This window comes from Aromatoleum bremense (assembly GCF_017894365.1).
In the GTDB taxonomy this organism is placed as follows: Bacteria; Pseudomonadota; Gammaproteobacteria; order Burkholderiales; family Rhodocyclaceae; genus Aromatoleum; species Aromatoleum bremense.
Genome location: NZ_CP059467.1, coordinates 1,780,070 through 1,804,739 on the forward strand (window position 1 = coordinate 1,780,070; position 24,670 = coordinate 1,804,739).

Below are 24,670 nucleotides of genomic sequence, written 5' to 3' on the forward strand. Positions count from 1 at the left end.
TCATGGCCATCAAGAAATCCGAGCTTTACTCTTCCCTGTGGGCGTCCTGCGACGAGCTGCGCGGCGGCATGGATGCCAGCCAGTACAAGGACTATGTGCTGGTGATGCTGTTCATCAAGTACGTCAGCGACAAGTACGCCGAAGTCCCCTTCGCGCCGATCCAGATCCCGCCCGGCGCGTCATTCCGCGACATGGTCGCGCTCAAAGGGCAGGCCGACATCGGCGACCAGATCAACAAGAAGATCATTGCCCCGCTCGCGAACGCCAACAAGCTCGCCGACATGCCGGACTTCAACGATGCCGCCAAGCTCGGCAGCGGCAAGGAGATGGTCGATCGGCTCACCAACCTGATCGCCATCTTCGAGAACAAGGCGCTGGATTTCTCGAAGAACCGCGCCGACGGCGACGACATCCTCGGCGACGCCTACGAATACCTGATGCGCCACTTCGCCACCGAAAGCGGCAAGAGCAAGGGCCAGTTCTACACCCCGGCCGAAGTCAGCCGCATCATGGCCAAGATCATCGGCATCGGCGGCGCCGGCACGACCAACGACACCACCGTGTACGACCCGACCTGCGGCTCGGGCTCGCTGCTGCTGAAAGTGGGCGACGCCGCCAAGGCCGACGTCACGCTCTACGGCCAGGAGAAGGATGCGGCGACCAGCGGCCTGGCGCGCATGAACATGATCCTGCACGACAACCCCGGCGCGCTGATCATGCAGGGCAACACCCTGGCCGATCCCAAGTTCAAGGATGGCGAAGCGCTCAAGACCTTCGACTACGTCGTCGCCAATCCGCCGTTTTCCGACAAGCGCTGGGGCACGGGACTCGATCCGCTGCACGACCCCTTCGGCCGCTTCCAGACCTTCGGTGCGCCGCCGGCCAAGCAGGGCGACTATGCCTACCTGCTGCACATCGTCCGTTCGCTCAAGAGCACCGGCAAGGGCGCCTGCATCCTGCCCCATGGCGTGCTGTTCCGCGGCAACGCCGAGGCCGACATCCGCCGCAACCTGGTCAGGCGCGGCTACCTCAAGGGCATCATCGGCCTGCCGGCCAACCTCTTCTATGGCACCGGCATTCCCGCCTGCATCGTCGTGATCGACAAGGAAGATGCCCAGGCCAGGCGCGGCATCTTCATGGTCGACGCGAGCGGCGGCTACATCAAGGATGGCCCCAAGAACCGCCTGCGTGAGCAGGACATCCACAAGATCGTGGATGTGTTTACGCGCCAGGACGGCAGCGACCCCAAGTACGCGCGCATGGTCGGCCTGGCCGAGATCGAGAAGAACGACTACAACCTCAACCTGCCGCGCTACATCGACAGCAGCGAAGCCGAAGACCGGCAGGACATCGAAGGCCACCTGAAGGGCGGCATCCCGGTCGCGGACGTCGAAGCGCTGTCGCGCTACTGGGCGGTCTGCCCGCGGCTCAAGGCGAGCTTGTTCAAGGCTCGACGCCCGGGCTACCTCGACCTCGCGGTGGAGAAATCCGCCATCAAGTCCACCATCCACGGCCATGCCGAGTTCGCGGCCTTCATGGCCGGCATCGATGTGCACTTCGCGACGTGGTGCGCGCAAAGCGCCGCCGTGCTCAAGACCCTGGAGCCGGGCTTTCACCCGAAAGACCTGATCGAAGAGATGTCGGAGAGCCTGCTCTACGCGTTCGCCGACCGACCGCTGCTCGACCCCTACGACATCTACCAGCACCTGCTGGACTACTGGGCCGAGACCATGCAGGACGACTGTTACCTGATCGCCGCCGACGGCTGGCGGGCGGAAACTTACCGCGTGATCGAGACCGACAAGAAAGGCAAGCAGAAGGACAAGGGCTGGGCCTGCGACCTCGTGCCCAAGCGCTACCTCGTCGCCCGCTACTTCGCCGCCGAGCAGGTTGCAATCGAGCAACTGGGCGCCGACCTCGAAGCGGCTGCCGCCGAGCTCGCCGAACTCGAAGAGGAACACGGCGGCGAGGACGGCGTGTTCGCCGGCTTCGACAAGATCAACGCCGCCGGCGTCAAGGAACGCATCAGGGAAATCGGGAAACTGGGCGGCAAGGACGCCGACGCCGCCGACGAACTCGCCGTGCTCGAGCAATGGCTGCAACTCGCGGCGAACGAGGCCGCGCTCAAGAAGCGCCTCAGGGACGCCGAGGCCGAGCTCGATGCGCTGGCCTACGCCCACTATCCCAGGCTCGGCGAGGCCGAGATCAAGAGCTTCGTGGTCGATGACAAATGGCTGGCCGCGCTGGATGCAGCGATTCACGGCGAGATGGATCGCGTCAGCCAGTCGCTGACCCGGCGCGTCAAGGAACTCGCCGAACGCTATGAGACGCCGCTGCCGCAGATGGCCGGGCGCGTCGCGGAACTGGAAGCCCGTGTGGGCCGCCACCTCGAGAAAATGGGGTTCGCATGGAAGTGATGGAACCCAGCGCCAAATATTTGGCGAAGCCTGCCTACAAGCAGACTGAGGTGGGGGTGATTCCCGAGGAATGGGAAGTGAAAACCATTGGTGAATCCTTGCGGTTAATCAATGGCCGCGCATTTCGGCCAGATGAATGGCAACAAAGTGGCCTGCCAATCATCCGGATTCAGAATTTGAACGATACGGAATCCGCCTTCAACTATTTCGCCGGTCCAATAGAAGAACGACATCGAATTGAGCCTGGAGACCTGCTTTTTGCTTGGTCGGGCACAACAGGAACATCCTTCGGAGCCCGTCTTTGGGGTGGTCCGACTGGGGTACTAAATCAGCACATATTCAAGGTAGTTCCGAATCTCAAAAACTTGACAATGAGCTATGCGTTTCTCGTACTTCGCAAGGTTCAGGAGCAGATTGAAAAACAGGCGCACGGCTTTAAGGCATCGTTCGTACATGTCAAGAAGTCCGATTTGGTGGGTGTGCTCCTTCCGGTTCCCCCCTCTAAGGCCGAACAACAAGCCATCGCCGAAGCCCTGAGCGATGCGGATGCGCTGATCGAATCGCTGGAACAACTGCTCGCCAAGAAGCGCCAGATCAAGCAAGGCGCGATGCAGGAACTGCTCACCGGCCAAAAGCGCCTGCCGGGGTTTGCGGGAGGGTGGGCGGTGAAGCGGTTGGGGGAACTTGCGAGCATCCAGCGCGGGGCATCTCCACGCCCTATCGACAGCCCAGTTTGGTTCGATGAAAACTCGTCAGTGGGCTGGGTGAGAATTTCCGATGTAACACAGGCCGGCATGCACCTCACGGAAACCACCCAGCGTTTGTCGGCTCAAGGAATTCAGCATAGTCGTCCCGTTGCTAAAGACAGTCTGATCATGAGCATCTGCGCGACGGTAGGTCGACCAATCATTACGAAAATCGACACCTGCATTCACGATGGCTTCGTCGTGTTTGACAAGCTCTTGGCCGATCAGAAATTCTTGTACTACATGCTGAGTTCCATAGAAGACGATTGGTCGCGCCATGGTCAGACGGGGTCGCAGATGAACCTCAACACTGGGCTGATCAATTCCACTGCAGTGCCCATGCCGCCAACCGTTGAAGAACAAACCGCCATTGCCACCGTCCTCTCCGACATGGATGCCGAGATCGCCGCGCTCGAAACCAAGCTCGCCAAGGCCCGCAGCCTCAAGCAGGGCATGATGCAGGAATTGCTGACGGGGAGAATTCGCTTGGTATGAAGGAGAACCAGCACATCGAGTGGAAGGAGTCCTGGCGCGACGAATACCTGAAATGGATCTGCGGCTTCGCCAACGCCGAAGGCGGCGTGCTGGTGATCGGGCGCGACGACAAGGGCATGGCGGTCGGCGTCAAGGAGGCGAAGAAACTGCTCGAAGACATCCCGAACAAGGTGCGCGACGTGCTGGGCATCATGGTCGATGTGAACCTGCTGGTGGAGGCGGGCAAGGAGTTGATCGAAATCCGCGTCGATCCCTACCCGAGCCCGGTCAGCTACAAGGGCGAGTATCACTACCGCAGCGGCAGCACGAAGCAGGAGTTGAAGGGTGCGGCCTTGAGTCGCTTCCTGATGCGCAAGCAGGGCCTGCATTGGGATGGGGTGCCGCTGCCCGGCCTGTCGCTCGACGATTGCCAGGCTTCTGCGCTGCAATGGTTCAGAGGCAAGGCTGCCAAGAGCGGGCGGGTGGATGAGGCCGTGCTTTCTGACACCGACGCGGCGCTGCTGGCCAGCTTGCAGCTGCAGGAAGGCGCGTATCTGAAACGGGCAACCGCGCTGTTGTTCGGCCGGCAGCCGGAGCGTTTTGTGCTTGGCGCCTGGATCAAGATCGGCTTTTTCGTCACCGATGACGACCTGCGTTATCAGGACGAAATCCACGGCGACCTGTTTGCGCAAGTGGAAAAGACGCTGGAGCTTCTGCACACCAAGTACCTGAAGGCCTATATCAGCTACGAGGGCTTGCAGCGTCTGGAGACTTTCCTGTTTCCCCGGCAGGCCTTGCGCGAGGCGCTGCTCAATGCCGTGATCCACAAGGACTACAGCAGCGGCATCCCGATCCAGATCAGCGTGTATGAACATCAGATCGTGATCTGGAATTCGGGCCAGTTGCCCGAGCGCTGGACACTGGACAAGCTGCTGGGGAAGCACCCGTCCAATCCGTTCAACCCCTTGCTGGCATCGGCCTTTTTTCGCGCGGGTTATATCGAGTCCTGGGGCCGTGGCATCGAGAAAATCGCCAGCGAATGTCGCGCGCACGGCATCGATCCTCCAAACTATGATTTCGACATGTCCGGCCTGATGCTGACCTTTCGGGCGAATCCGGCACATTTGGCGGCGGCTTTGGGCGACCATACGGCGAAGGCGCTGTTGGAGCAGACCGGGGAAGCCACCGGGAAAGTTGTGACTGGGTCGGTAACTGGGTCGGTAACTGGGTCGGTAACTAGGTCGGTGACTGGGTCGGTGACTGGGTCGGCGGGTGATTCCCTGCATCGCGTGGTCCTGGCGATTGGTACTGCCGCCCTCGCGCCTTCGGAAATCCAGCATCGGCTGGGGCTCAGGCACCGGCCAACATTCCGCGAGAATTACCTGCGTCCGGCCTTGCAGCAAGGTTTGATCGAAATGACCCTGCCCGATAAACCTGGCAGCCGCTTGCAGCAATATCGACTAACAGACGCCGGCAAAGCCTTGTGGGCGGGCTTGACGCAGAAGGAACGGTCATGAGCGACATCGGCAAACCCGAACGCGCCACGCAGAACCGCGTCACCGCCCTGTTCCAGGACGAGTTGCAGTATCGCTACCTGGGCGACTGGAGCGACCGGGCGGGCAACAGCAACATCGAGGAAGGCCTGCTGACGGCCTGGCTGAGCGGCGCCGGCTACGCGCCCGCCCAGATCAGCCGGGCGCTCGACATCTTGCGCCGCGAGGCCGACAACCACGGCCGCACGCTCTACGGCAACAACCAGGCGGTGTACGGCCTGCTGCGCTACGGCGTGCCGGTGAAGACCGAAGCCGGCAAGCCGACCGAGACGGTGCACCTGATCGACTGGCGCGAACCGCAGAAGAACGACTTCGCGCTGGCCGAAGAGGTGACGCTGAAAGGCGGCCATGAACGCCGGCCGGATGTCGTGCTCTATCTGAACGGCATCGCGATCGGCGTGCTCGAGCTGAAGAGCAGCCGGGTCAGCATCGGCGACGGCATCCGCCAGAGCCTCTCCAACCAGCTGCCCGAATTCAACGCGTGGTTTTTCAGCACGGTGCAGTTCGTCTTCGCCGGCAACGATTCCGAGGGCTTGCAGTACGGCACCATCAAGACCGAGGAAAAGTACTTCCTGAAGTGGAAGGAAGACGAGGGCGACAACAGCCGCTTCAAGCTCGACAAGTACCTGCTGAAGATGTGCGAAAAGAAGCGGCTGATCGAGCTGCTGCACGATTTCGTGCTGTTCGACGGCGGCGTGAAGAAGCTGCCGCGCGTGCATCAGTACTTCGGCATCAAGGCCGCGCAGCAACATGTGCGGCAGAAGAAGGGCGGCATCATCTGGCACACCCAAGGCGCGGGCAAGAGCATCCTGATGGTGCTGCTGGCGAAGTGGATTCTAGAGACCAACCCGCATGCGCGCGTGGCGATCATTACCGACCGCGACGAGCTGGACAAGCAGATCGAGCGCGTGTTCACCGAGGCCGGCGAGACCATCTGCCGCAGCAGCAGCGGACGCGACCTGATGCGCCAGCTCGGGCAGGCGACGCCGCGGCTGCTGTGCTCGCTGGTGCACAAGTTCGGGCCGGATGCGCGCGGCAGGAAGGATCGCGAGTTCGACGCCTTCATCAAGGAGCTCGAGGCGCAGCCCAGCCCGACGGTGGGCGAGGTGTTCGTGTTCGTGGATGAATGCCACCGCACCCAGAGCGGCAGGCTGAATCGGGTGATGAAGGCGATGATGCCCCATGCCGTCTTCATCGGTTTCACCGGCACGCCGCTGTTGAAGCAGGACAAGGCGACGAGCCTGGAAGTGTTCGGCGGCTACATCCACACCTACAAGTTCAGCGAGGCGGTGGAGGATGGCGTGGTGCTGGACCTGGTGTACGAGGCCCGCGACATCGACCAGAAGCTGGGCGCCAGCGAGCAGATCGACCAATGGTTCGAGACCAAGACCAAGGGGCTGAACGACTGGCAGAAGGACGAGCTGAAGAAGCAGTGGGGCACGATGCAGAACGTGCTCAGTTCGAAGGCGCGCATGGACCGCGTGGTGGCCGACGTCATCTTCGACTTCGCCGTCAAGCCGCGCCTGTCGAGCGAGCGCGGCAACGCGATCCTGGTGGCCTCCAGCATCTACGAGGCATGCAAGTACTTCGCGCTATTCCGGAAGACGCCGTTCAAGGGGCGCTGCGCGGTGGTGACCTCGTACAACCCGCAGGCGAAGGATGTGACGCTGGAGGAAATCGGCGCCAACACCGAGACCGACAAGCAGTTCATCTACAACACCTACACCGAGCTGCTGAAGGACGTCGAGGCCAGTTCCGGCATGACCAGGACCGAGACCTACGAAGAGAAGGTCAAGGCGCTGTTCATCAAGGAGCCGGCCAACATGAAGCTCCTGATCGTGGTGGACAAGCTGCTGACCGGCTTCGACGCGCCGCCGTGCACCTATCTCTACATCGACAAGTCGATGCAGGACCATGGGCTGTTCCAGGCCATCTGCCGTACCAACCGTCTCGACGGCGAGGACAAGGACTTCGGCTACATCGTCGATTACAAGGATCTGTTCAACAAGGTCGAGAACGCGATTGCGGTCTACACGTCCGAGCTGGACCACAGCGCGGGCGGCGCCGACCCCGAGGTGATGGTGAAGGATCGCCTGAAGCTGGGCCGCGAGCGACTGGATGCGGCGCTCGAAGCCCTGGCGCTGCTGTGTGAACCGGTCGAGCCGCCCAGGACCGAGCTGGAGTACATCCACTACTTCTGCGGCAACACCGAGATGCCCTCCGATCTGGCCGAGCGCGGGCCGCGCCGTGCGGCGCTCTACAAGGGCGTGGTGGCGCTGATCCGCGCCTATGCGAACATCGCCGACGAACTGGAGCCGGCGGGCTATGGCGCCGCTGACATCGAACGCCTCAAGCGCATGCAAAAGCACTATCTCGACCTGCGCGAGATCGTGCGCAAGGCCGCCGGGGAAACGCTCGACCTCAAGCCCTTCGAGGCCGACATGCGCCACCTGATCGACACCTACATCGAGGCCTCGGCGCCGCGCAAGATTTCGCCTTTCGACAACATGGGCCTGCTCGACCTGATCGTGAACACGGGCATCGCGAGCGCCATCGCCAGCCAGCTCGGCGGGCTCAAGGGCAACAAGGACGCGATTGCGGAGAGCATCGAGAACAATGTCCGCAGCAAGGTCATCAAGGAGCACCTGACCGACCCCGCGTACTACGAGAAGATGTCCGCGCTGCTCGACGAGATCATCAAGCTGCGCAAGGAAAAGGCTATCGAGTACGAGGAATACCTGAAGCGCATCGCCGAACTGGCCGCCAAGGTGCAGGCCGGCAAGGCGCACGATGCCCCTGAGCAGCTCAATACGCCGGGGCGGTTGGCGCTCTACAACAACTTGAAGGATCACGCGCCGGCGAACAACGCAGCCCAATGTCGTGCGTCCTACGGCGACCAGGACCCCGCACTTGGACTGGCCCTGAGGATCGACGAGGTGGTGAAGCAGAAGCGGCCAGACGGCTGGCGCGGCGTGTCTGCGCGCGAGCAGATGGTGAAACAGGCCCTCTACGAAGTGCTCAGAGACATCGACGTCGTGAATCGCCTCTACCCGATCATCTTTGCGCAGAAGGAGTACTGATGGCGGCGCGAGTCGATCTGGGCGACATGCAGATCGAAGTGATCAGGAAGGACATCAAGAACCTGCACTTGAGCGTGCTGCCACCGCAGGGCAAGGTCCGCATTGCCGCGCCGTTGCACATGAACCTGGACACGATCCGTGTCTTCGCAATCTCGAAGCTCGCCTGGATCAGGAGCCAGCAGCGCAAGATGCAGGCGCAGGAGCGGGAAGCACCGCGCGAATACCTCGATCGCGAAAGCCACTACGTCTGGGGCAGGCGCTACCTGCTCGAGCGCGTCGAGAAGGACGGTGCGCCCTCCATCGAGCTCGAGCACAGCAAGTTGGTGATGCAAGTGCGCCCCGGCACGGACGAGGCGCACTGCCAGGCGATTCTGGAGGCTTGGTATCGCGAGCAGATCCGCGCTGCCGTGCCCGAGCTGATTGCCAAGTGGGAGCCCGTGATGGGCGTAAAGGTCGGGCGCGTATTCGTGCAGCGCATGAAGACCAAGTGGGGAAGCTGCAACCCGGCGTCGCGCGCGATCCGCCTCAATACCGACCTCGCCAGGAAACCAGCGCAGTGCCTCGAATACATCCTGGTGCACGAGATGACGCACCTGCTGGAGCCGACTCACAACGCCCGTTTCACGGCGTTGATGGCACTCTTCCTGCCGCAATGGGAGCACCTGCGCAAGCAGCTAAACCAGCTGCCGGTGCGGCATGAGGAATGGGGATATTAGAGCGTGTTATGAACTTGCTTCCAGTGCCAGCCAGAACGCGGCCTTGGGCAGCATGAGGATGCAGAAGACGACGAAATGCAATCCGGCCAGCACTTGCGGCATCCGCTCGAAATCCCGACTCAGTCGTCTGAATCGGGACAGCCACCCGAAACTGCGCTCGACGACCCAGCGTCGGGGCAGCAATACAAATCCCTTCTTCGCCTCGGGAAGTTTGACGATTTGAAGATCGATACCCGCCGCCTTGGCCGCTTTCCGAGCTTCGTCGCCCGTGTAGCCCTGGTCGGCCCACGCCACTTTGACCGTTTCGCCCGTGGCTTGCTGCACCGCCTCGCACAGGTCCTTGACCTGCGCGCGCTCCTGTTCATTGGCCGGCGTGACGGTCAGCGCAATGAGTTGCCCCAGCGTATCCACGGCCATATGTACTTTGCTGCCCCGACGCCGCTTGTAGCCGTCGTAGCCGGCACGCGGCCCGCTTTCGCAGCTGCTTTGCAGCGTTCGCCCATCGAGAATCACGGCACTGGGCTGGGCCTTGCGACCGTCGCCGACTCGGATGATCGAACGCATGTCGCTCACCATCGCCTCGAAACAGCCCGCATCGTTCCAGCGGCGAAACTGCTGATACACCATCTGCCAGGGCGGAAAATCATTCGGCAAGAGTCGCCATGGCGCGCCGGCCCGAGCCAGCCAGCGCAACGCGTTGAACACTTCGCGCAAGGGGTAGCTGCGCTGCGGCGCCTGCTCGGTCATCAGCGTCAGATACGGCGCCACGAAATGCCATTCCTCTTCACTGACATCGCTCGGGTAGGGTTTTCTGCTCACAGTGATCAAAAAACATCAACTATATCAGCTGCATAAGTTCATAACACGCTCTAGACAACCGGGAACGAGGATCCTTGGCGCTGTAGTATTCAGAGATGACCAGACTCAGTCCGAGTCAAGATTATGCGCGCGTATTGGCGCAGGATCAGAACCTTGGACTACAGCGGGATGCGCTGATCAAGGCCGGCGGATGCAAGGCGTCCTTTGAGGACAAGGGGAGTGGCACACGAGCCGACCGTCTCGGCTTGGCCAAGGCGCAAGCCGCAGCAGTTCATCGAACTGGCCGCACCCCTGCACCGACACGCGCCGGGCACGGTGCGCGAAATCGACTCATCCCCCTTCCCCGGTCCGCTTCCAGCAGCGGATCGTGCGTTGGAAGAAAAGGCTGTTCGGCACTCGCAGGACCGTTTCGGTCTGTTCGACGGGGATTTCCTGCAATGTCGTGTAGATCAGGTTGATATCGATCACGCGGCCCTTGAGGCCGGGTTTTTCGCCGTTTTCCAGCACCTCGATCTGATCGAAAAGACGAAACGGCCGGACGGTGAGGATCAGCAGCGCGCAGAAGATGTTGGACAGCACGCTCCACGCGGCGAAGAAGGCCACCGCTGCAACGGCGGCGAAGCCCGTCAGCGCCGTCCACAGGACGGTGGCCGATACGCCGACGCGATCAAGGATCAGCAGCAGCGCGCCGGAGTAGATGAGGAACGTGCTCCCTCTGCGGGCGCCGATGACCATTTCTGCCGGCAGGCTGTAACGCTCGCCGATCTGCCGGATCAGGCGTTTCACTACCATGCGCAGCACGCCCGCGCCGACGAAGATCAGAACGACCTGCAGGCCGAGGGTGATGGTGGCGAGCCAGGGAAGGACCCATTGGGGAAGAATTTCGGTCATCGGCGTCGGAAGGATCTGAACTGCGACCCGGGCACCGGCCGCGAGGCGCAGATTGTAGTCGACCGGCTCCGGGCGCTGCCGCGCGGGCACGGATCAACCTCATTAGGGAGGCACCGCGCCCTACCCCCGAGATTGGCAGCTAGGCTGCGCCCCGGGCGCAGCGGAAAGCGACGCGCCCGGCTTTAGCCCTTTTTCGCGAACTTCCCCAGCAACTGCTGCAGCTTCTCGGCCTTGCGGCGTTCGGCCTCCTCGGCCTCGCGCTTCGCCTTTTCGGCGTCGAGCGCGTCCTTCTTGCGCTTCGCGGACTCGGCGAAGCGCTCCTTCAGCGTCTGCTTCGCGTGCACGCGCTGCTCTTCGGTGACTTCGCCTTCCGGCTTGCCGTCGAGGTCGAAGCGCGCCGTCGCCTTCTCCATGACTTTCAGGTAGCGCGTCGAGGCAGTGTGCAGGCGCATCGCGCTGCGGATCACCTTGCGGTCGAGGTCGGGGAAGCGGGCGGCGATGGCCTTGTCGATGCGCAGCGCGAGCGGCTTGACGTCGCGGAAAGTCGGCGAGGCTTCCTGCAGCTTCAGCAGCAGGCCGCGTGCGTCGATCTGCGAGCGCTTCGTCGCGGCCGGCGGTGCCGCTTGCGCTTCGCTTTCGACGGTTCGCGCTTCGGCTTGGGCGGTTTGCGCCTCGGTTCCGACGGTCGGTGCCTCGGTTTCGGCGGTTTGCGTTTCGATATCGGCGGGTTGCGCGTCAAGCTGCGCTTCGGGATGGGTTTCGGTAGTCATGCGGGCACAGGGATGCTTCGGCGGCGGAAGGAGTCACGCATGATCTCATGAAACGTCCGCCGCTCGTGCCAGCGGATATGCAATCGCAGGCAGGGTGCACCCGGAAAGGCGGCCACTTCACGCGTCCAGGCCAAGGAAGTCACAGTGCGGCGCGGCGCGGACCGATACGCTGTCCGCTCGTCCATTGCGGGAAGTCCACATCCATGCCCGTGCTCCGATCCGGTCTTTTGCGCCATGCCCTGCTGGCGACGATCTGCGGTGTCTTTGCCGGCGCAGTGCTCGCGGACCCGGCCGCAGCCAGCCGTTTCTACGAGGATGGCCTGCTCAGATTCGAGCGCAACGACCTGCCGGGCGCGGTCATCCAGCTCAAGAACGCGCTGCAGCAGGATCGCAGTCTCCTTGCGGCGCAGCTGCTGCTCGCTCGCGTGCATTTACGTGCGGGCGAACTCGGGCCGGCCGAAGTCGCGTTCAACGAGGCCCTGCGGCTGGGTGTCGATCGCGCCGAAGTTGCCGTGCCGCTCGCCAGCATCTTCCTCGCACAAGGCCAGTCCGCGAAGCTGATCCGGGACGTGCCCGCCGAGGAGGGGCTGCCGCTCCCCGTCCGGGTGGAACTGCTGGCGCTGCGGGGTTCGGCCTACGCGCAGCTCGGCAAGGCGGCCGAGGCGCAGGCGAGCTTCGCGCTGGCGCGGCAGATCGATCCTGCTTCGGCGCTGCCGCTGCTCGCCGAAGTGCCGGTACTGCTCGCGAGCGGAGACGAGAAACGCGCCCGGGAAACCGCCGCGCGGGCGGTCGAGCTCGCGCCCGCGAACCCCCGCGCGTGGAACGCGCAAGCGTCGGTCGCGCACGCCGGCGGGGATCTTGATGGCGCGCTGCGCGGCTACCGCCGTGCGCTCGAACTGCAGCCCGGCCTCATCGACGCTCGCGTCGCACGGGCGGCTATTCTCGTCGATCTCGGCAGCGACGACGACGCCACGCGCGATCTCGCGCAGCTCGCGACCGACGCCCCGGCGGAGCCCCGCGCCGCGTACCTGCGCGCGCTGCTGGCGGGACGCCGGGGAGACGGGCGGGCGATGGCCGACGGCCTCAGCGCCGCCGCGAGCGCGATCGACGCCCTGCCCGCCGAGTGGATCACCGGCCAGGAGCAGATCCTCATGGTCGGCGCCCTGGTGCATCACGGGCAGGGACAGGTGCAGAAGGCGCGGACCTTTCTCGATACGCTGATCAAGCGCTATCCGCGCAATCCCGGCGCGCTCAAGCTGATGGCGAGTCTCGAGATCGACGCCAACAACCCGGCGCGCGCGATCTCCCTGCTCGAAAATGCGCTGCGGCTGCAGCCCGACGACGCGCAGGCGCTGTACCTGATGGGCAGGGCCTATCTGGCGAGGAAGCGTTACCTGCGGGCGACCGAATATCTCGAACGGGCCGCAGCGAGCGGCGCCGCAGATCCCCGGCTGCAGCTGCAGGCCTCGCTGGGCCTCGGGCAGATCGGCCTGGGCCAGGCGAGCCGCGGCCTGCAGAACCTCGAGGAGGCCTTCGGCGCGGCCCCGGCCGATCTCGGACTGGGCACCTACCTCGCCAGTCTGCACCTGGGCCGTGGCGAGACGGCGAAGGCGCTCAAGGTGGCCGGCGCGCTCGCGGCAGCGCTTCCCGCGGACGTCGCGGCGCGCAATCTCCTCGGCGTCGTACAGGCGGCGGGCGGCAACCGGACGGGCGCGCGGCAGTCCTATCAGGCGGCACTGCGCCTCGATGGCGGCTTCGTCCCGGCGCGGCTCAACCTCGTCCGGCTCGACATCGCCGAGGGGCACCACGCCGAGGCCCGGCAGGTGCTCCAGGGGATGCTCGCGACGAACCGCAACGATGCCGTGGCGATGTACGAACTGGGGTTGCTCGAACGTCGGACGGGCCGGCACGACGAGGCCGTGCGCTGGCTCGAGAAAGCCTCCGCAATCCGGCCCAGCGACCTGAAGATTGCGCAGGCATTGATCGAGATGCTGCAGGAGGCGGGCGACGTCGCGGCCGCACTGGAATGCGCCAAGGCGCTCGCAGCCCACCGCAACGGCGATGCCGCAACGCTGGAACTGCTCGGACGCGCGCAACTGCGGTCGGGCAACACGCAGGCGGCCCGTCAGACTTTCCGCGAGATATCCCGGCTCGCAGCCTTCGATCCGGCGGGCCAGCTACGCGCCGGCTATCTGCAGCTGGCCGCGAACAACCCGGACGACGCCGCGTACAGCAGCGAGAAGATCCTCGCGGGCGATCCCGACGAGCCCGCCGCGCTCGTGCTTGCGGCCGAGGCCGCGATCGCACAGGGCGACCCGGCGAAGGCCGACGGGCACGTGCGGCACCTGCGCGCGCGCCACCCCGAAAGGGTCGAAGGGTTTCGTCTCGCCGGCGACGTCGCGATGGCCAAACGGCAGTTCGCCGTCGCGGCGGATTTCTACCGCCAGGCCCTCGCCCGCCAGCAGGCGCCGGCGCTGGTGCTGCGTCATGGCAGGGCATTGCTCGAAGACAAGCGCGTCGACCGCGCGATCGCGCTTCTCGCGCAATGGCTCGTGGATCACGCCGCCGATGTTGCGGTGCGCCGGGCGCTCGCCGAATTGTTCGTGCTGGCGGGCGACCTGCCGGCGGCGCGGCGGGAGTTCGAGCGCCTTGCCGCCGAATCGAGTGGGGACGCGGCGGCGCTCAACAATCTCGCCAACGTGCTGCTGAAGCTCCGGGATCCGGCCGCCGTGGAGACGGCGCGGCGGGCGCACGCGCTGGCGCCCGACAATCCGGCCGTCATCGACACCCTGGGGTGGGTGCTGGCCGAGAGCGGACAGACCGACGAGGGGCTGCGCTACCTGCGGGACGCCCGCCTGCGGCAACCCGGCAATCCCGAAATCCGCTTCCACCTCGCGCGCGCGCTGATGGCGAACGGGCGCATCGACGAGGCCCGCAGCGAGATGCAGGCCGCCGTCGCCGCGCAGGGTGGCGCGGCGCTGCCCGAACCGGCGCGCGAACTGGCGCGCGAACTGGGGCTGTGACAACGGGCAACGTGTCGGCCGCCTTTACACCGGCACCGCAAACGTTTTTCCGCGTGAAATGTAACTCATTGTTTAATGCAACAAAATGATTTTTGGCCTGTTTATTGCTTGACAATTGCACGATCATCGGCAATTCGCCCGCAGGGAGAAAAAATGTCTTGCAAACAATTCATCGCGGCCGGCGCGGTCATCGGTACGCTGGTTTCGGCGACGGCGCACGCAAGCATGGTGTGGAGCCTGGGGTCGTCGAACGGCGGAAGCGCCAGCACCTGGGTCACCCAGCGGAACTATTCGACCGGTGGCGTCGATCTCGCCGCGACGGCGTGGGCCAACACCGGCGGCGCGGACGGTGGAGCGGGAGCAGTGCCCGCCGACCAGCAGACGATCCAGTCGGCCTACCTCGGCTGGTGGAGCGGCAATGGACTGGGCGTCGGGAACGCCGACGCCGGCACGGCTTCTTCCAAGGATCAGAATGAAGGCAATAACCCGGAGCACGCGACCGACAACAACCAGCGCTACGACAGCATCCTGTTGAGCTTCACGGAGGCGGTGAAGCTCGAAACGCTCAAGCTCGGCTGGTTCAACACCGACTCCGACGTCAGCGTGCTCGCCTATACCGGCAGCGCCAGCCCGCTGCCGCTCGCCGGCCTGAAATACCAGTCGCTGACGTCGAACGGCTGGAGTCTCATCGGCCATCATTCGAACGTCGGCAGCACCGACCCCGTCAGCATCAACGCCGCCGGCATCGTATCGTCGTTCTGGCTGATTGGTGCCTTCAATCCGCTGGTCGGTGCGGCGCAATCCTGGACGGTCGGCAACGATTACGTGAAGCTCGCCGCGGTGTCGGGCTCGACCGTGCCGACCCCACCGGCCGGCGTTCCCGAACCCGGTTCGCTGACGCTCGCCGCGCTCGCGCTCGGGCTCATCGCGCTAACGGGCTCGCGCCGCCCCGGGGCGCTGGACTTTGGCCCCCTGAACCGGACCGCCTGAACCGGACCGCAGCGCCGGCGCGCCCGGACCGGGCACGCCGTGGTCTCGCCGACGTCATCCCGCCGCGGCCTGCAGCCTGACCGCGCAGTACTTGAACTCCGGAATCTTGCCGAACGGGTCGAGCGCCGGCTGCGTCAGCAGGTTCGCCGCCGCTTCGACGTAGCAGAACGGCATGAACACCGAGCCGCGCTGCACCGCCTCGTCGGCGCGCGCTTCGAGCACGATCGCGCCGCGCCGCGTCTCGAGGCGGACACGTGCGCCGGACGCAAGCGCCTGCGCGGCGAGGTCGTCCGGATGCACCGAGCACCACGGCAGCGGTTCGAGCGCGTCGAGGACATCGGCGCGGCGCGTCATCGAGCCGGTGTGCCAGTGTTCGAGCACGCGCCCGGTCGTCAGCACCATCGGGTAATCGGCGTCGGGCAGTTCGGCCGCCGGCAGCGGCCCGACCGCGACAAAGCGCGCGCGGCCGTTCGAAGTCGGGAAATCGGCCTCGAACAGCACCGGCTGCGACGGCTCGTCCACGGCGAACTTCGGCGCGACGATGGCCTCTTCGATTTCGAGCGCCGCCCACGTGATGCCGGCGTAGCTCGGCAGCGCCCGGCGCAGTTCGTCGAAAATCTCCGCCGGGCCGGCGTAGTCCCACGCGAGGCCGAGGCGCTGCGCGATCTGCTGGATGATCCACCAGTCGGGGCGCGCATCGCCGGGCAGCGGCAGCACCGGGCGCGACAGCTGCACGAGGCGGTCGGTGTTCGTGAAGCTGCCGGTCTTCTCCATCAGGCTCGAGGCCGGCAGGATCACGTCGGCGAGCATCGCCGTCTCGGTAAGGAACAGATCCTGCACGACGAGGTGCTCGAGCCCGGCGAGCGCGGCGCGCGCGTGCGCGAGGTCGGGGTCGGACATCGCCGGGTTCTCGCCTTCGATGAACATGCCGCGGATTCTGCCTTCGAGCGCGGCGTCCATGATCTCGACGACGGTGAGGCCCGGCACGTCGGACAAGGGCGTCTCCCACAGCGCCTCGAACTGCGCGCGGATCGCCGGGTCGGCGACGCGCTGGTAGTCCGGGAACATCATCGGGATCAGGCCGGCGTCGGAGGCGCCCTGCACGTTGTTCTGGCCGCGCAGCGGATGGAGTCCCGTGCCGCGGCGGCCGATCTGGCCGGTCATCAGCGCGAGCGCGATCAGGCAGCGCGAGTTGTCAGTGCCGTGGATATGCTGCGAGATGCCCATGCCCCAGAAGATCATGCTGTTCGGGCCGCGCGCGTAGAGGCGGGCGACCTCGCGCACGGTCTCGGCGGCGATGCCGGTGATCGCCTCGACCCGCTCGGGCGGGTAGGCGAGCGCCGCAGCGCGGAACGCGTCGAAGCCGGTCGTGCGCGCCGCGATGAAGGCCTCGTCGGTGAGCCCTTCCTCGATGATCACGCACGCGAGCGACAACAGTAGCGTCACGTCGGCATCGGGGCGGAACTGCAGGTAACGGTACGCATGGCGCGCGAGCGGGGTTTCGCGCGGGTCCATCAGGACGAGCTTCGCACCCCGCTCGACAGCGTTCTTCATGAACGACGCCGCGACCGGGTGGTTCGACGCCGGGTTCGCGCCGATGACGATCATCACGTCGGCGAATTCGACGTCGCGCACCGGGTTCGACACCGCGCCCGAGCCGATGCCTTCGAGCAGCGCCGCGACCGAGGATGCGTGGCACAGCCGCGTGCAGTGGTCGACGTTGTGCGTGCCGAAGCCGGTGCGCACGAGCTTCTGGAACAGATACGCTTCCTCGTTGCTGCCTTTCGCCGAGCCGAAGCCGGCGAGCGCGTGCGGGCCGTGGGCGGCCTTGATGCGCGCCAGACCCGTGGCAGCGAAGTCGAGCGCCTCGTCCCACGTCGCCTCGCGGAACGCGGCGAGCGGGGCCGCCGGGTCGAGATCGACCGATTTCGGCATACCGGGCCTGCGGATCAGTGGCGTGGTCAGGCGGTGCGCGTGGCGCGGGTAGCCGAAGCCGTAGCGTCCTTTCACGCACAGCCGCCCGGCGTTCGCGGGACCGTCACGGCCTTCGACGTGGACGATCTTCGCGGCCGGGCCGTCGCCGGCGACGTGGTAGGTCATCTGGCAGCCGACGCCGCAGTACGGGCACAGGGAATCGATCGCGCGCATCGCGGGCTCGCCAACCAGCGCTGCCGGCTCGGCGGGCGCGGGGACCGGCGCCGGCTTCCCGGCGAAGGCACCGTGCACCGCGACGGGTTCGCCGGCGGTCTGCCCCGGAAAATCCGCGAGTGCCGCCGGCAGCAGCGCGCCGGTCGGGCAGGCCTGCACGCATTCGCCGCAGCCCACGCACGAGGACGTGCCCATCGGATCGTCGAAGTCGAACACGATCGCAGTAGCCGCGCCGCGCCGGGCGAGGCCGATGACGTCATTGACCTGCACTTCGCGACACGCGCGCACGCAACGCGTGCACTGGATGCATGCGGCGAGGTCGACCGCGATGCCGGGGTGGCTGCGATCGGGCAGCGGCTGCGCGCGCGGCGCGAAGCGCGAGCCGACGACGCCCAGTTCGTCGCACCAGTGCGCGAGCTCGGAGTCGGGTTTCTCGGCCGCGGCGGGCACATCGGCGCGCAGCAGTTCGAGCACGATGCGCTGCGACGCGCGGGCGCGGTCGCTTTGCGCGCTGACTTTCATGCCCGGCTTGGGGGCGCGGCAACAGGACGGCGCGAGCACGCGCTCGCCGTCGATCTCGACGACGCACGCGCGGCAGTTGCCGTCAGCGCGCATGCCGTCCGTGTAGCACAGGTGCGGGATATCGACGCCGGCACGGCGCGCTGCGAGCAGGATCGTCTCGCCGGGTTGCGCATCGATTTCGCGGCCGTCGAGTTCGAAGCGGACCGGGTTCGTCGGAGCGTTCATGCCGCGCCCTCCTTGTTCTCGCCGGCGACGCCGACTTCGTGCGGGAAAAAGCGCAGCACGGATTGCATCGGGTTCGGCGCAGCCTGGCCGAGGCCGCAGATCGAAGCGTCCATCATCGTCGTTCCGAGTTCGGTCAGCAGCGCGGCGTCCCACGCCGGCTGTTTCATCAGTTCGGCCGCTTTCGCGGTGCCGACGCGGCACGGCGTGCATTGGCCGCAGGATTCGTGCGCGAAGAATTCCATCGCGTTTTCGGCGAGCACGCGCGCGCGATCGAACTGCGAGAACACGACGATCGCCGCCGAGCCGATGAAGCAGCCGTAAGCGCCAAGGGTGTCGAAGTCGAGCGGCACGTCGGCGAGGCGCGCCGGCAGCATGCCGCCGGATGCGCCGCCGGGGAAATAGCCGTACAGCTCGTGGCCCGGCAGCATGCCGCCGCAGTGTTCATCGACGAGTTCGCGCAGCGTGATGCCGGCGTCGGTGACGACAACGCCGGGCCTCAAAACGCGGCCGCTGACGGAGAAGCTGCGCAGCCCCTTGCGACCGTTGCGGCCACGGCTCGCGAACGGGTCGGGTCCGCCCGCAAGCGCGGGTGCGACGATATCGCGCACCCACCACAGGGTCTCGAGGTTGTGTTCGAGCGTCGGGCGACCGAACAGGCCCACTTCGGCAACGTACGGCGGGCGCAGCCGCGGCATGCCGCGCTTGCCTTCGATCGACTCGATCATCGCCGACTCTTCGCCGCAGACATACGCGCCGGCGCCGCGGCGCAGCTCGATCGGCGACAGATCGGGCCACGCGGCGCGCACGCGGTCGAGCTCCCCGGCGAGCAACCGGCGCAGCGCCGGGTATTCGTCGCGGATGTAGATCCAGATGCCGTCGATGCCGACGACGTGCGCGGCGATCAGCATGCCTTCGATGAAGCGGTGCGGATCGGTCTCGAGGTAATGGCGGTCCTTGAACGTGCCCGGCTCGCCTTCGTCGATATTCACCGCCATGAGCCGCGGCGCGGGCTGCGCAGCCACCGTGCGCCACTTGCGCGCGGCCGGGAAGCCCGCGCCGCCGAGGCCGCGCAGGCCGGCGGCGTCGAGTGCGGCGATCACCGTATCACCTGCGATTTCACCGCTGCGCACGGCCTGCCACAGCCGGTAGCCGCCGGCCGCGCGGTACGCGTCGAAACGGATCGCGTCGGGCAGCGGCTCGTCGCGCTCGCCGCCCGCAACCGCCGCGGCGACGCTGTCGGCATCGGCGTGCAGCACCGGCTTCTGCCCGACGACCGCGACCGGCGCCGAGTCGCAGCGCCCGACACAGGGCACACGCTGCACGCGCACGTCGGCGCCGAGCCGGGTCGCGAGCGACGCGGCAAGTTCGACGCCCCCCGCCATCGCACAGCCGAGCGACTCGCACACGCGCACCGTCAGCGCCGGCGGCGCGGCTTCGCCGGCGCGGACGATGTCGAAATGGTGATAGAAGCTCGCGACTTCATAGACTTCGGCGCGTGCGAGCTGCAGCGCCTCGGCGAGCGCGGCGAGATGGTCGGCGAACAGCGCGCCATGCTCGTCCTGCAGGCGATGCAGGTATTCGATCAGGCGGTCGGCGCGAGGCGTCTCGCCGGCGAGCGCGGCCGATGCGGCGAGCCGTGCCGACGGCGGCAGCGGCTCGCGCCGTCGCGGCCGGTCCGCCGATCGTTCGCGGGATCCCTTGCCCGGGCGTGCGCCCGCGCTGCGCTGCTTCTCATCGATCATGCTCGTGCTCACGATTGCGCCTCATCCGGTCCTTCATTCGTGTGAAACCGTCCCGGGCTTTCAATCCTCGACGACGGTAAAGTTGTCCTTCGGCGTGCCGCAGTCCGGGCACACCCAGTCGGCGGGCACGTCTTCCCACTTCGTGCCGGGCGCAATGCCCTCGTCGGGCAGGCCGTCGGCTTCGTTGTACGGGAAATAGCACGCGGTGCATTGATACGTGGCCATGATGTCGGTCCTTGTCTCTGTCGTTCCAGGGGCGGGGGCGGGGGCGGGGGCGGGTCTGTTTCTGGTGTTGCTGATTTGTCTGCTTTGCGTTCGGGCTCAGGACGACGCGAGGAAGCGGCTGAAGCGCTCGCGCCATTCGCCTTCGATCGGCGTCGCGCGCGGCGCACCGCCGAGGTCGGCCCAGACGACGGTCTGCTTGGCGCGGAAGCGCACTTCGTCGCCCATCGCGGCGGTCGTCGTGATGTCCATCGACGTGTTGCCGATGCGGTTCACGACCAGCGTGAATGTCAGGTCGTCGCCGTGCATGCTCGGCGCGATGAAATCGACTTCGAGGTGGCGCATCGGCACGCCGCGCCGGATGTCGGCATGGAGCTTGTAGAAGTCGACGCCGATGCCTTCATCGAACCAGTCCTCGATGACTTCGTTGCACAGCACCAGGCACTGCGGATAGAAGACGATTCCGGCCGGGTCGCAGTGGTGGAAGCGGATGGATTTCTTGCATACAAATTCCATGTTCAGTCCTCGAGGATGCGGGAAACGAATTCGCCGACCGCGTCGATCACGGCGGCCGGCTGGTCCTTGTGCGGTGAATGGCGGCAATCGGCGAGCTTGACGAGTTCCACGTCGGGCGCCTGCGCGGCGATGCGCTCAATCTGCGCCATCGTGCCGTATTCGTCGTCCTCGCCCTGGATCGCGAACACCGGGCAGAGGATGCGCGGGACATATTCCTCGATGTTCCACGCGCGAAAATCCGGGTGCAGCCAGATGTCGTTCCAGCCCCAGAAGGCTGCCTCGACATCGGCGTGGTGCTTGGCCAAGCGCGTGCGCAGGTCGGTGGTGTGCCACGCGACTTTCGCCTGCGCGATGCTCGACACCGAGATGTCCTCGACGATCACGTGCGGCGCCATGACGATGACGGCGGTCAAAGGCGTCGCGGTGCCGCCGGCGCAGATCAGCGCGATCGAGGCACCGTCGGAATGGCCGAACAGGATCGGCCGCTCGAGCCCCAGCGCGGCGAGCAGCGCCGGCAATACGTGGAGGCCTTCGTCGTGCATGTAGCGCGTGTCGCGCGGTAGCCGGGCCGGATCGGAGCGGCCGTAGCCAGCGCGCGAATAGACGACCGCTTCGCAGCCGGTCGCGTCCGCGACTTTCTGCGGGAAGTCGCGCCACATCGCGACCGAACCGAGGCCTTCGTGCAGGAACACGATCGCCGGGGCGCCCTCGCGCGGATGCGCCGACGGCAGGCGGACATACTCGAGGCGCGTATCGCCGACTTGTACCTGTTTCACTTCAAACTCCCGATGTTTCCTGAACCTGTGATTATTGCCTGCCGCGCCGGGCAGCACGCGACATGCGTCGGGCCACCCCGCCCGGGGCCGCGTCGGACACCCGGAACATGCGGACCGGCGGGGATGAAAAAACGGGCGGCGCTTCTTACATGGAGCAGCCGCGCGCGGGATCGGCGAGCGCCTTCTGGGCGACGCCGACGAGCTTGTTCTCGCGGCCTTCGACCTTGCGCAGGTAGATGTCCTGCACCGGGTTGTGCGCCTTCGACATCGTGAACGCGCCACGCGGGCTGTCGATCTTCGCCGACTCCATCGCGGTGATCATCGCCGCTTGGTCGAGCTTGCCGCCCTTGACCGCCTCGAGGCCCGCGCGCAGCAGCTGCGCCGCGTCATAGCCGTGCACCGCATAGACGTCCGGCTGTGTGCTGTACGCCGCGGCATACGCCGTACGGAAGCTCTTATCCTTCGCGTTCGGCAGGTCGTCGGCATAGTGCAGCGTCGTCAGCACGCCTTCGCCGGCACCGTTCATCGCCTCGAGCGTGCCCTCGGTGAGGTAGCCCGTGCCGTACAGCGGAATCTTCGCCTTCAGCCCGGCTGCGTCGTAGTCCTTGACGAACTTCGCCGCGCCGCTGCCGACGAAGGACGCGAACACCGCATCGGGGCGCAACGACGCGACCTCGTCGAGCAGGTGCTGGAAGTCGACGCTCGGGAACGGCACGAAGAGCTCCTTCGCGACCTTGCCGCCGGCCTGCTCGAACGCTTCCTTGAAGCCGGCGGCCGACTGCTCGCCGAAGGAATACTTCCACGACACCGTGACCACGTTCCGGTGGCCGCGCTCGGCAGCGAGCTTGCCCATCGCATACGCCGGCTGCCACGTCGACATCGAGGTGCGGAACACGGTCGGCGCGCACAGCGACCCGGTCAGCTCGTCGCTGCCGGCGGTCGGGATGATCAGCAGCGTCTTCGTGTCGCGGGCGACTTTCGCCATCGCCAGCGCGGCGCCCGAATGCGCCGTGCCGACGAGCACATCGACGCCGTCGCGCTTGATCAGCTTGCTCGCGTTCTCCGTCGCCGTCGCCGGGTCCGACTTGTCGTCGGCGAGGAAGTACTCGACCTCGCGCCCGCCGAGCTTGCCGTCATGCTCGGCCACATGCTGCCTGAAGCCGTTCGCGATGGCGTTGCCGAGCGCCGCGTACGTGCCGGTGTACGGCAGCAGCAGTCCAACCTTCACCTTGTCGGCGCCCTGCGCGAGCGCCGGCAGCAATGCCACGGCGGCCAGGCTGGCTGCGGCGACTGCGCCGGCAAGGCCGCGCCACTGTCGTTGCGAATGCTTCACTGATCGTTCCTCCTGTCATCGGGATAATGGGACTATGCGGTCCCATTATCCTTTACGACCCGGTCGACGCGCCATCAACGCCCCGCGCCCTGCGCGCGCAGCTTGAAGCGCTGGATCTTGCCGGTGGCGGTTTTCGGCAGCTCGTCGACGAACTCCATCCAGCGCGGATACTTGTAGGGCGCCAGATGCGCCTTGACGTGCTGCTTGATCGATTCGGCGAGCGCCGGCGTGCCGCGCACGCCCGGCTTGAGGACGATGAAGGCCTTCGGCTTGATCAGCTGGTCGTCGTCCTCGTGCCCGACGACCGCCGCTTCGAGTACCGCCTCGTGCTCGATCAGGCACGACTCGACCTCGATCGGCGACACGTAGATGCCGCTCACCTTGAGCATATCGTCGTTGCGTCCGGCGTAGATGTAGTAGCCATCGGCGTTGCGCGAGTACTTGTCGCCGCTCCTCGTCCACGGTCCCTGGAACGTGTCGCGGCTCTTCGCGCGGTTGTTCCAGTACATCGCGGCGCTGGTCGGCCCGGCGATCTGCAGTTCGCCGGGTTCGTTCGCGCCCTCGATGACAAAGCCGGCGTCGTCGACGAGGCGCAGCTCGTAGCCCGGCACGGCCTTGCCGGTCGTGCCATAGCGGACTTCACCCGGGCGGTTCGACAGGAAAATGTGCAGCATCTCGGTCGAGCCGATGCCGTCGAGGATCTCGACGCCAAAGCGCTCGGTCCAGCGCCGGCCGATATCTTCGGGCAGCGCTTCGCCGGCCGAGGTGCAGACGCGGATCGCAAGCTCGCCCCCTTTCGGGCAGTCCGGGCTCGCGAGCATCGACGCGTACAGCGTCGGTACACCGTAGAAGATCGTCGGGCGGTGCTCACGCAGGCGCCTGAAAGCTGCCTCGGGCGTTGGCCGCTCACCCATCAGCACCGCGGTGGCGCCGGCCGCGAGCGGGAAAGTCAGGCCGTTGCCGAGACCGTAGGCGAAGAACAGCTTCGCCGCCGAGAACACGACGTCGTCCTCGCGGATGCCGAGGATCGGCTTCGCGTACAGCTCGAAAGTCTGGATCAGGCTCGAATGCACATGCACGGTGCCTTTCGGCGCGCCGGTCGAGCCGGACGAGTAGAGCCAGAAGCACGGCTCGTCGCAGGTCGTGGGCGCGGTGCGGAACTGGTCGGAGGCGCCATCCATCAGCGCGGCGAGCGAGTCGTCGCGCTGCTGCGCAGGGTCGACGCCGGCGATGACGAGGCGCTCGAGTGTCGGCACGCGGTCGAGCAGCGGCACGAACGTCTCGGCGAGCGGCGCGGACACGACGGCGATGCGCGCGCGGCTGTCGCCGAGCATGTATTCGTAGTCGGATGCGGTCAGCAACGTGTTGACCGCGACCGGCACGACGCCGGCCTTGATCGCGCCGAGGAACACCGTCGGGAAATCGATCGTGTCATGGACGCACACGAGGATGCGCTGCTCGCGCATGATGCCGAGCGCGCCGAGCGTGTTGGCGAAGCGGTTCACGCGCGCCGCGAGTTCATCATAGGTATAGCTGCCGCTGTCGTCGATGAACGCGACCTTGCTGCCGCGACCGGCGGCCAGGTTGCGTCCGATCAGGTCGTCAGCCGCGTTGTAGTCGCGGGGCAGGGTGACTTTCGGCGAACCCGCGCCGGGCTGCGCCGCACTGAGCGTGTGCATTCTGTCTTTCCTCCGTTTGCCCGGCTCG

Annotated in this window: 17 protein-coding genes and 1 pseudogene; 8 read left to right on the forward strand and 10 right to left on the reverse strand. The window is 66.0% G+C overall.

Features of this window, described 5'->3' with window-relative positions; all coding sequences use genetic code 11:
- Positions 1-2: 2 nt before the first annotated feature.
- The 5 genes from pbN1_RS08445 to pbN1_RS08465 are packed head-to-tail and all read left to right on the forward strand — an operon-like array spanning position 3 to position 8,986.
- Positions 3-2,417 carry a type I restriction-modification system subunit M gene (locus pbN1_RS08445; protein WP_169203479.1) on the forward strand — a complete coding sequence of 805 codons (2,415 nt, stop codon included), beginning with the start codon at positions 3-5 and terminating at the stop codon, positions 2,415-2,417.
- A complete protein-coding gene (locus tag pbN1_RS08450) occupies positions 2,408-3,658 on the forward strand; it encodes a restriction endonuclease subunit S (protein WP_169203478.1) in 1,251 nt (416 codons plus the stop codon). Before pbN1_RS08445 ends, pbN1_RS08450 begins: the two co-directional genes overlap by 10 nt.
- Positions 3,655-5,154: a Fic family protein gene (locus tag pbN1_RS08455; RefSeq protein ID WP_169203477.1), complete on the forward strand. Its 1,500-nt coding sequence runs from the start codon at positions 3,655-3,657 to the stop codon at positions 5,152-5,154. The genes pbN1_RS08450 and pbN1_RS08455 overlap by 4 nt, the downstream gene beginning before the upstream one ends.
- Positions 5,151-8,270: a type I restriction endonuclease subunit R gene (locus pbN1_RS08460; protein WP_169203476.1), complete on the forward strand. Its 3,120-nt coding sequence runs from the start codon at positions 5,151-5,153 to the stop codon at positions 8,268-8,270. The genes pbN1_RS08455 and pbN1_RS08460 overlap by 4 nt, the downstream gene beginning before the upstream one ends.
- Positions 8,270-8,986, forward strand: coding sequence for a M48 family metallopeptidase (locus pbN1_RS08465; protein WP_169203475.1), 717 nt, complete (start codon positions 8,270-8,272; stop codon positions 8,984-8,986). Before pbN1_RS08460 ends, pbN1_RS08465 begins: the two co-directional genes overlap by 1 nt.
- A 6-nt stretch (positions 8,987-8,992) precedes the next feature.
- Here the strand turns inward: pbN1_RS08465 and pbN1_RS08470 are convergent, their stop codons facing one another.
- Entirely contained in the window at positions 8,993-9,805 is an 813-nt protein-coding gene (locus tag pbN1_RS08470) for an IS5-like element ISAzo23 family transposase (protein WP_041646779.1), read from the reverse strand.
- 95 nt (positions 9,806-9,900) lie between these two features.
- Between pbN1_RS08470 and pbN1_RS20780 the strand changes: the two are divergent.
- Positions 9,901-10,074, forward strand: a pseudogene (locus pbN1_RS20780) (recombinase family protein); the annotation flags it as partial.
- A gap of 61 nt (positions 10,075-10,135) precedes the next feature.
- Here the strand turns inward: pbN1_RS20780 and pbN1_RS08475 are convergent.
- Together pbN1_RS08475 and pbN1_RS08480 are read right to left on the reverse strand one after the other, a co-directional pair.
- Positions 10,136-10,786, reverse strand: coding sequence for a mechanosensitive ion channel family protein (locus pbN1_RS08475; RefSeq protein ID WP_244857211.1), 651 nt, complete (start codon positions 10,784-10,786; stop codon positions 10,136-10,138).
- Between the two features lie 92 nt (positions 10,787-10,878).
- Complete coding sequence (locus pbN1_RS08480) at positions 10,879-11,466, reverse strand: ProQ/FINO family protein (protein WP_169204055.1); 588 nt, start codon at positions 11,464-11,466, stop codon at positions 10,879-10,881.
- Positions 11,467-11,669: 203 nt separating this feature from the next.
- On the opposite strand from pbN1_RS08480, the gene prsT reads away from it, so the two are divergent.
- Entirely contained in the window at positions 11,670-14,489 is a 2,820-nt protein-coding gene (prsT, locus tag pbN1_RS08485) for an XrtA/PEP-CTERM system TPR-repeat protein PrsT (RefSeq protein ID WP_169204054.1), read from the forward strand.
- A gap of 153 nt (positions 14,490-14,642) precedes the next feature.
- The gene (gene xdp1 / locus pbN1_RS08490) at positions 14,643-15,479 is read left to right on the forward strand and encodes an exosortase-dependent surface protein XDP1 (protein ID WP_169204053.1); all 837 of its coding nucleotides are present in this window, start codon (positions 14,643-14,645) and stop codon (positions 15,477-15,479) included.
- A gap of 54 nt (positions 15,480-15,533) precedes the next feature.
- Here the strand turns inward: xdp1 and fdhF are convergent, their stop codons facing one another.
- The 7 genes from fdhF to pbN1_RS08525 all read right to left on the reverse strand — a co-directional run bounded on the left by fdhF (position 15,534) and on the right by pbN1_RS08525 (position 24,642).
- Entirely contained in the window at positions 15,534-18,374 is a 2,841-nt protein-coding gene (fdhF, locus tag pbN1_RS08495; RefSeq protein ID WP_169204052.1) for a formate dehydrogenase subunit alpha, read from the reverse strand.
- Positions 18,371-20,116, reverse strand: coding sequence for an NADH-ubiquinone oxidoreductase-F iron-sulfur binding region domain-containing protein (locus pbN1_RS08500; protein ID WP_169204056.1), 1,746 nt, complete (start codon positions 20,114-20,116; stop codon positions 18,371-18,373). Before pbN1_RS08500 ends, fdhF begins: the two co-directional genes overlap by 4 nt.
- A gap of 60 nt (positions 20,117-20,176) precedes the next feature.
- Positions 20,177-20,341, reverse strand: a complete 165-nt coding sequence (locus pbN1_RS08505; RefSeq protein ID WP_169204051.1) for a rubredoxin — start codon at positions 20,339-20,341, stop codon at positions 20,177-20,179.
- A gap of 96 nt (positions 20,342-20,437) precedes the next feature.
- On the reverse strand, positions 20,438-20,854 hold the full coding sequence (locus pbN1_RS08510) for a benzoyl-CoA thioesterase (RefSeq protein WP_169200933.1): 417 nt from the start codon (positions 20,852-20,854) through the stop codon (positions 20,438-20,440).
- A 2-nt stretch (positions 20,855-20,856) separates the two neighbouring features.
- The gene (locus pbN1_RS08515) at positions 20,857-21,630 is read right to left on the reverse strand and encodes an alpha/beta fold hydrolase (RefSeq protein WP_169200932.1); all 774 of its coding nucleotides are present in this window, start codon (positions 21,628-21,630) and stop codon (positions 20,857-20,859) included.
- Positions 21,631-21,775: 145 nt separating this feature from the next.
- Positions 21,776-22,963, reverse strand: coding sequence for an ABC transporter substrate-binding protein (locus tag pbN1_RS08520; protein WP_169200931.1), 1,188 nt, complete (start codon positions 22,961-22,963; stop codon positions 21,776-21,778).
- Between the two features lie 74 nt (positions 22,964-23,037).
- Positions 23,038-24,642 (reverse strand): benzoate-CoA ligase family protein, encoded by a 1,605-nt coding sequence (locus tag pbN1_RS08525; protein WP_169200930.1) that lies wholly within the window; start codon positions 24,640-24,642, stop codon positions 23,038-23,040.
- Positions 24,643-24,670 lie beyond the last annotated feature (28 nt).

What these genes read in the sequence shown, in the direction of transcription:
- xdp1 (WP_169204053.1), top strand. Translation starts at nt 14,643, where the DNA reads ATGTCTTGCAAACAATTCATCGCGGCCGGCGCGGTCATCGGTACGCTG.
- pbN1_RS08460 (WP_169203476.1), top strand. Translation starts at nt 5,151, where the DNA reads ATGAGCGACATCGGCAAACCCGAACGCGCCACGCAGAACCGCGTCACC.
- pbN1_RS08500 (WP_169204056.1), bottom strand. Translation starts at nt 20,116, where the DNA reads ATGATCGATGAGAAGCAGCGCAGCGCGGGCGCACGCCCGGGCAAGGGA.
- pbN1_RS08450 (WP_169203478.1), top strand. Translation starts at nt 2,408, where the DNA reads ATGGAAGTGATGGAACCCAGCGCCAAATATTTGGCGAAGCCTGCCTAC.
- prsT (WP_169204054.1), top strand. Translation starts at nt 11,670, where the DNA reads ATGCCCGTGCTCCGATCCGGTCTTTTGCGCCATGCCCTGCTGGCGACG.
- pbN1_RS08445 (WP_169203479.1), top strand. Translation starts at nt 3, where the DNA reads ATGGCCATCAAGAAATCCGAGCTTTACTCTTCCCTGTGGGCGTCCTGC.
- pbN1_RS08510 (WP_169200933.1), bottom strand. Translation starts at nt 20,854, where the DNA reads ATGGAATTTGTATGCAAGAAATCCATCCGCTTCCACCACTGCGACCCG.
- pbN1_RS08465 (WP_169203475.1), top strand. Translation starts at nt 8,270, where the DNA reads ATGGCGGCGCGAGTCGATCTGGGCGACATGCAGATCGAAGTGATCAGG.
- pbN1_RS08505 (WP_169204051.1), bottom strand. Translation starts at nt 20,341, where the DNA reads ATGGCCACGTATCAATGCACCGCGTGCTATTTCCCGTACAACGAAGCC.
- fdhF (WP_169204052.1), bottom strand. Translation starts at nt 18,374, where the DNA reads ATGAACGCTCCGACGAACCCGGTCCGCTTCGAACTCGACGGCCGCGAA.
- pbN1_RS08480 (WP_169204055.1), bottom strand. Translation starts at nt 11,466, where the DNA reads ATGACTACCGAAACCCATCCCGAAGCGCAGCTTGACGCGCAACCCGCC.
- pbN1_RS08525 (WP_169200930.1), bottom strand. Translation starts at nt 24,642, where the DNA reads ATGCACACGCTCAGTGCGGCGCAGCCCGGCGCGGGTTCGCCGAAAGTC.
- pbN1_RS08455 (WP_169203477.1), top strand. Translation starts at nt 3,655, where the DNA reads ATGAAGGAGAACCAGCACATCGAGTGGAAGGAGTCCTGGCGCGACGAA.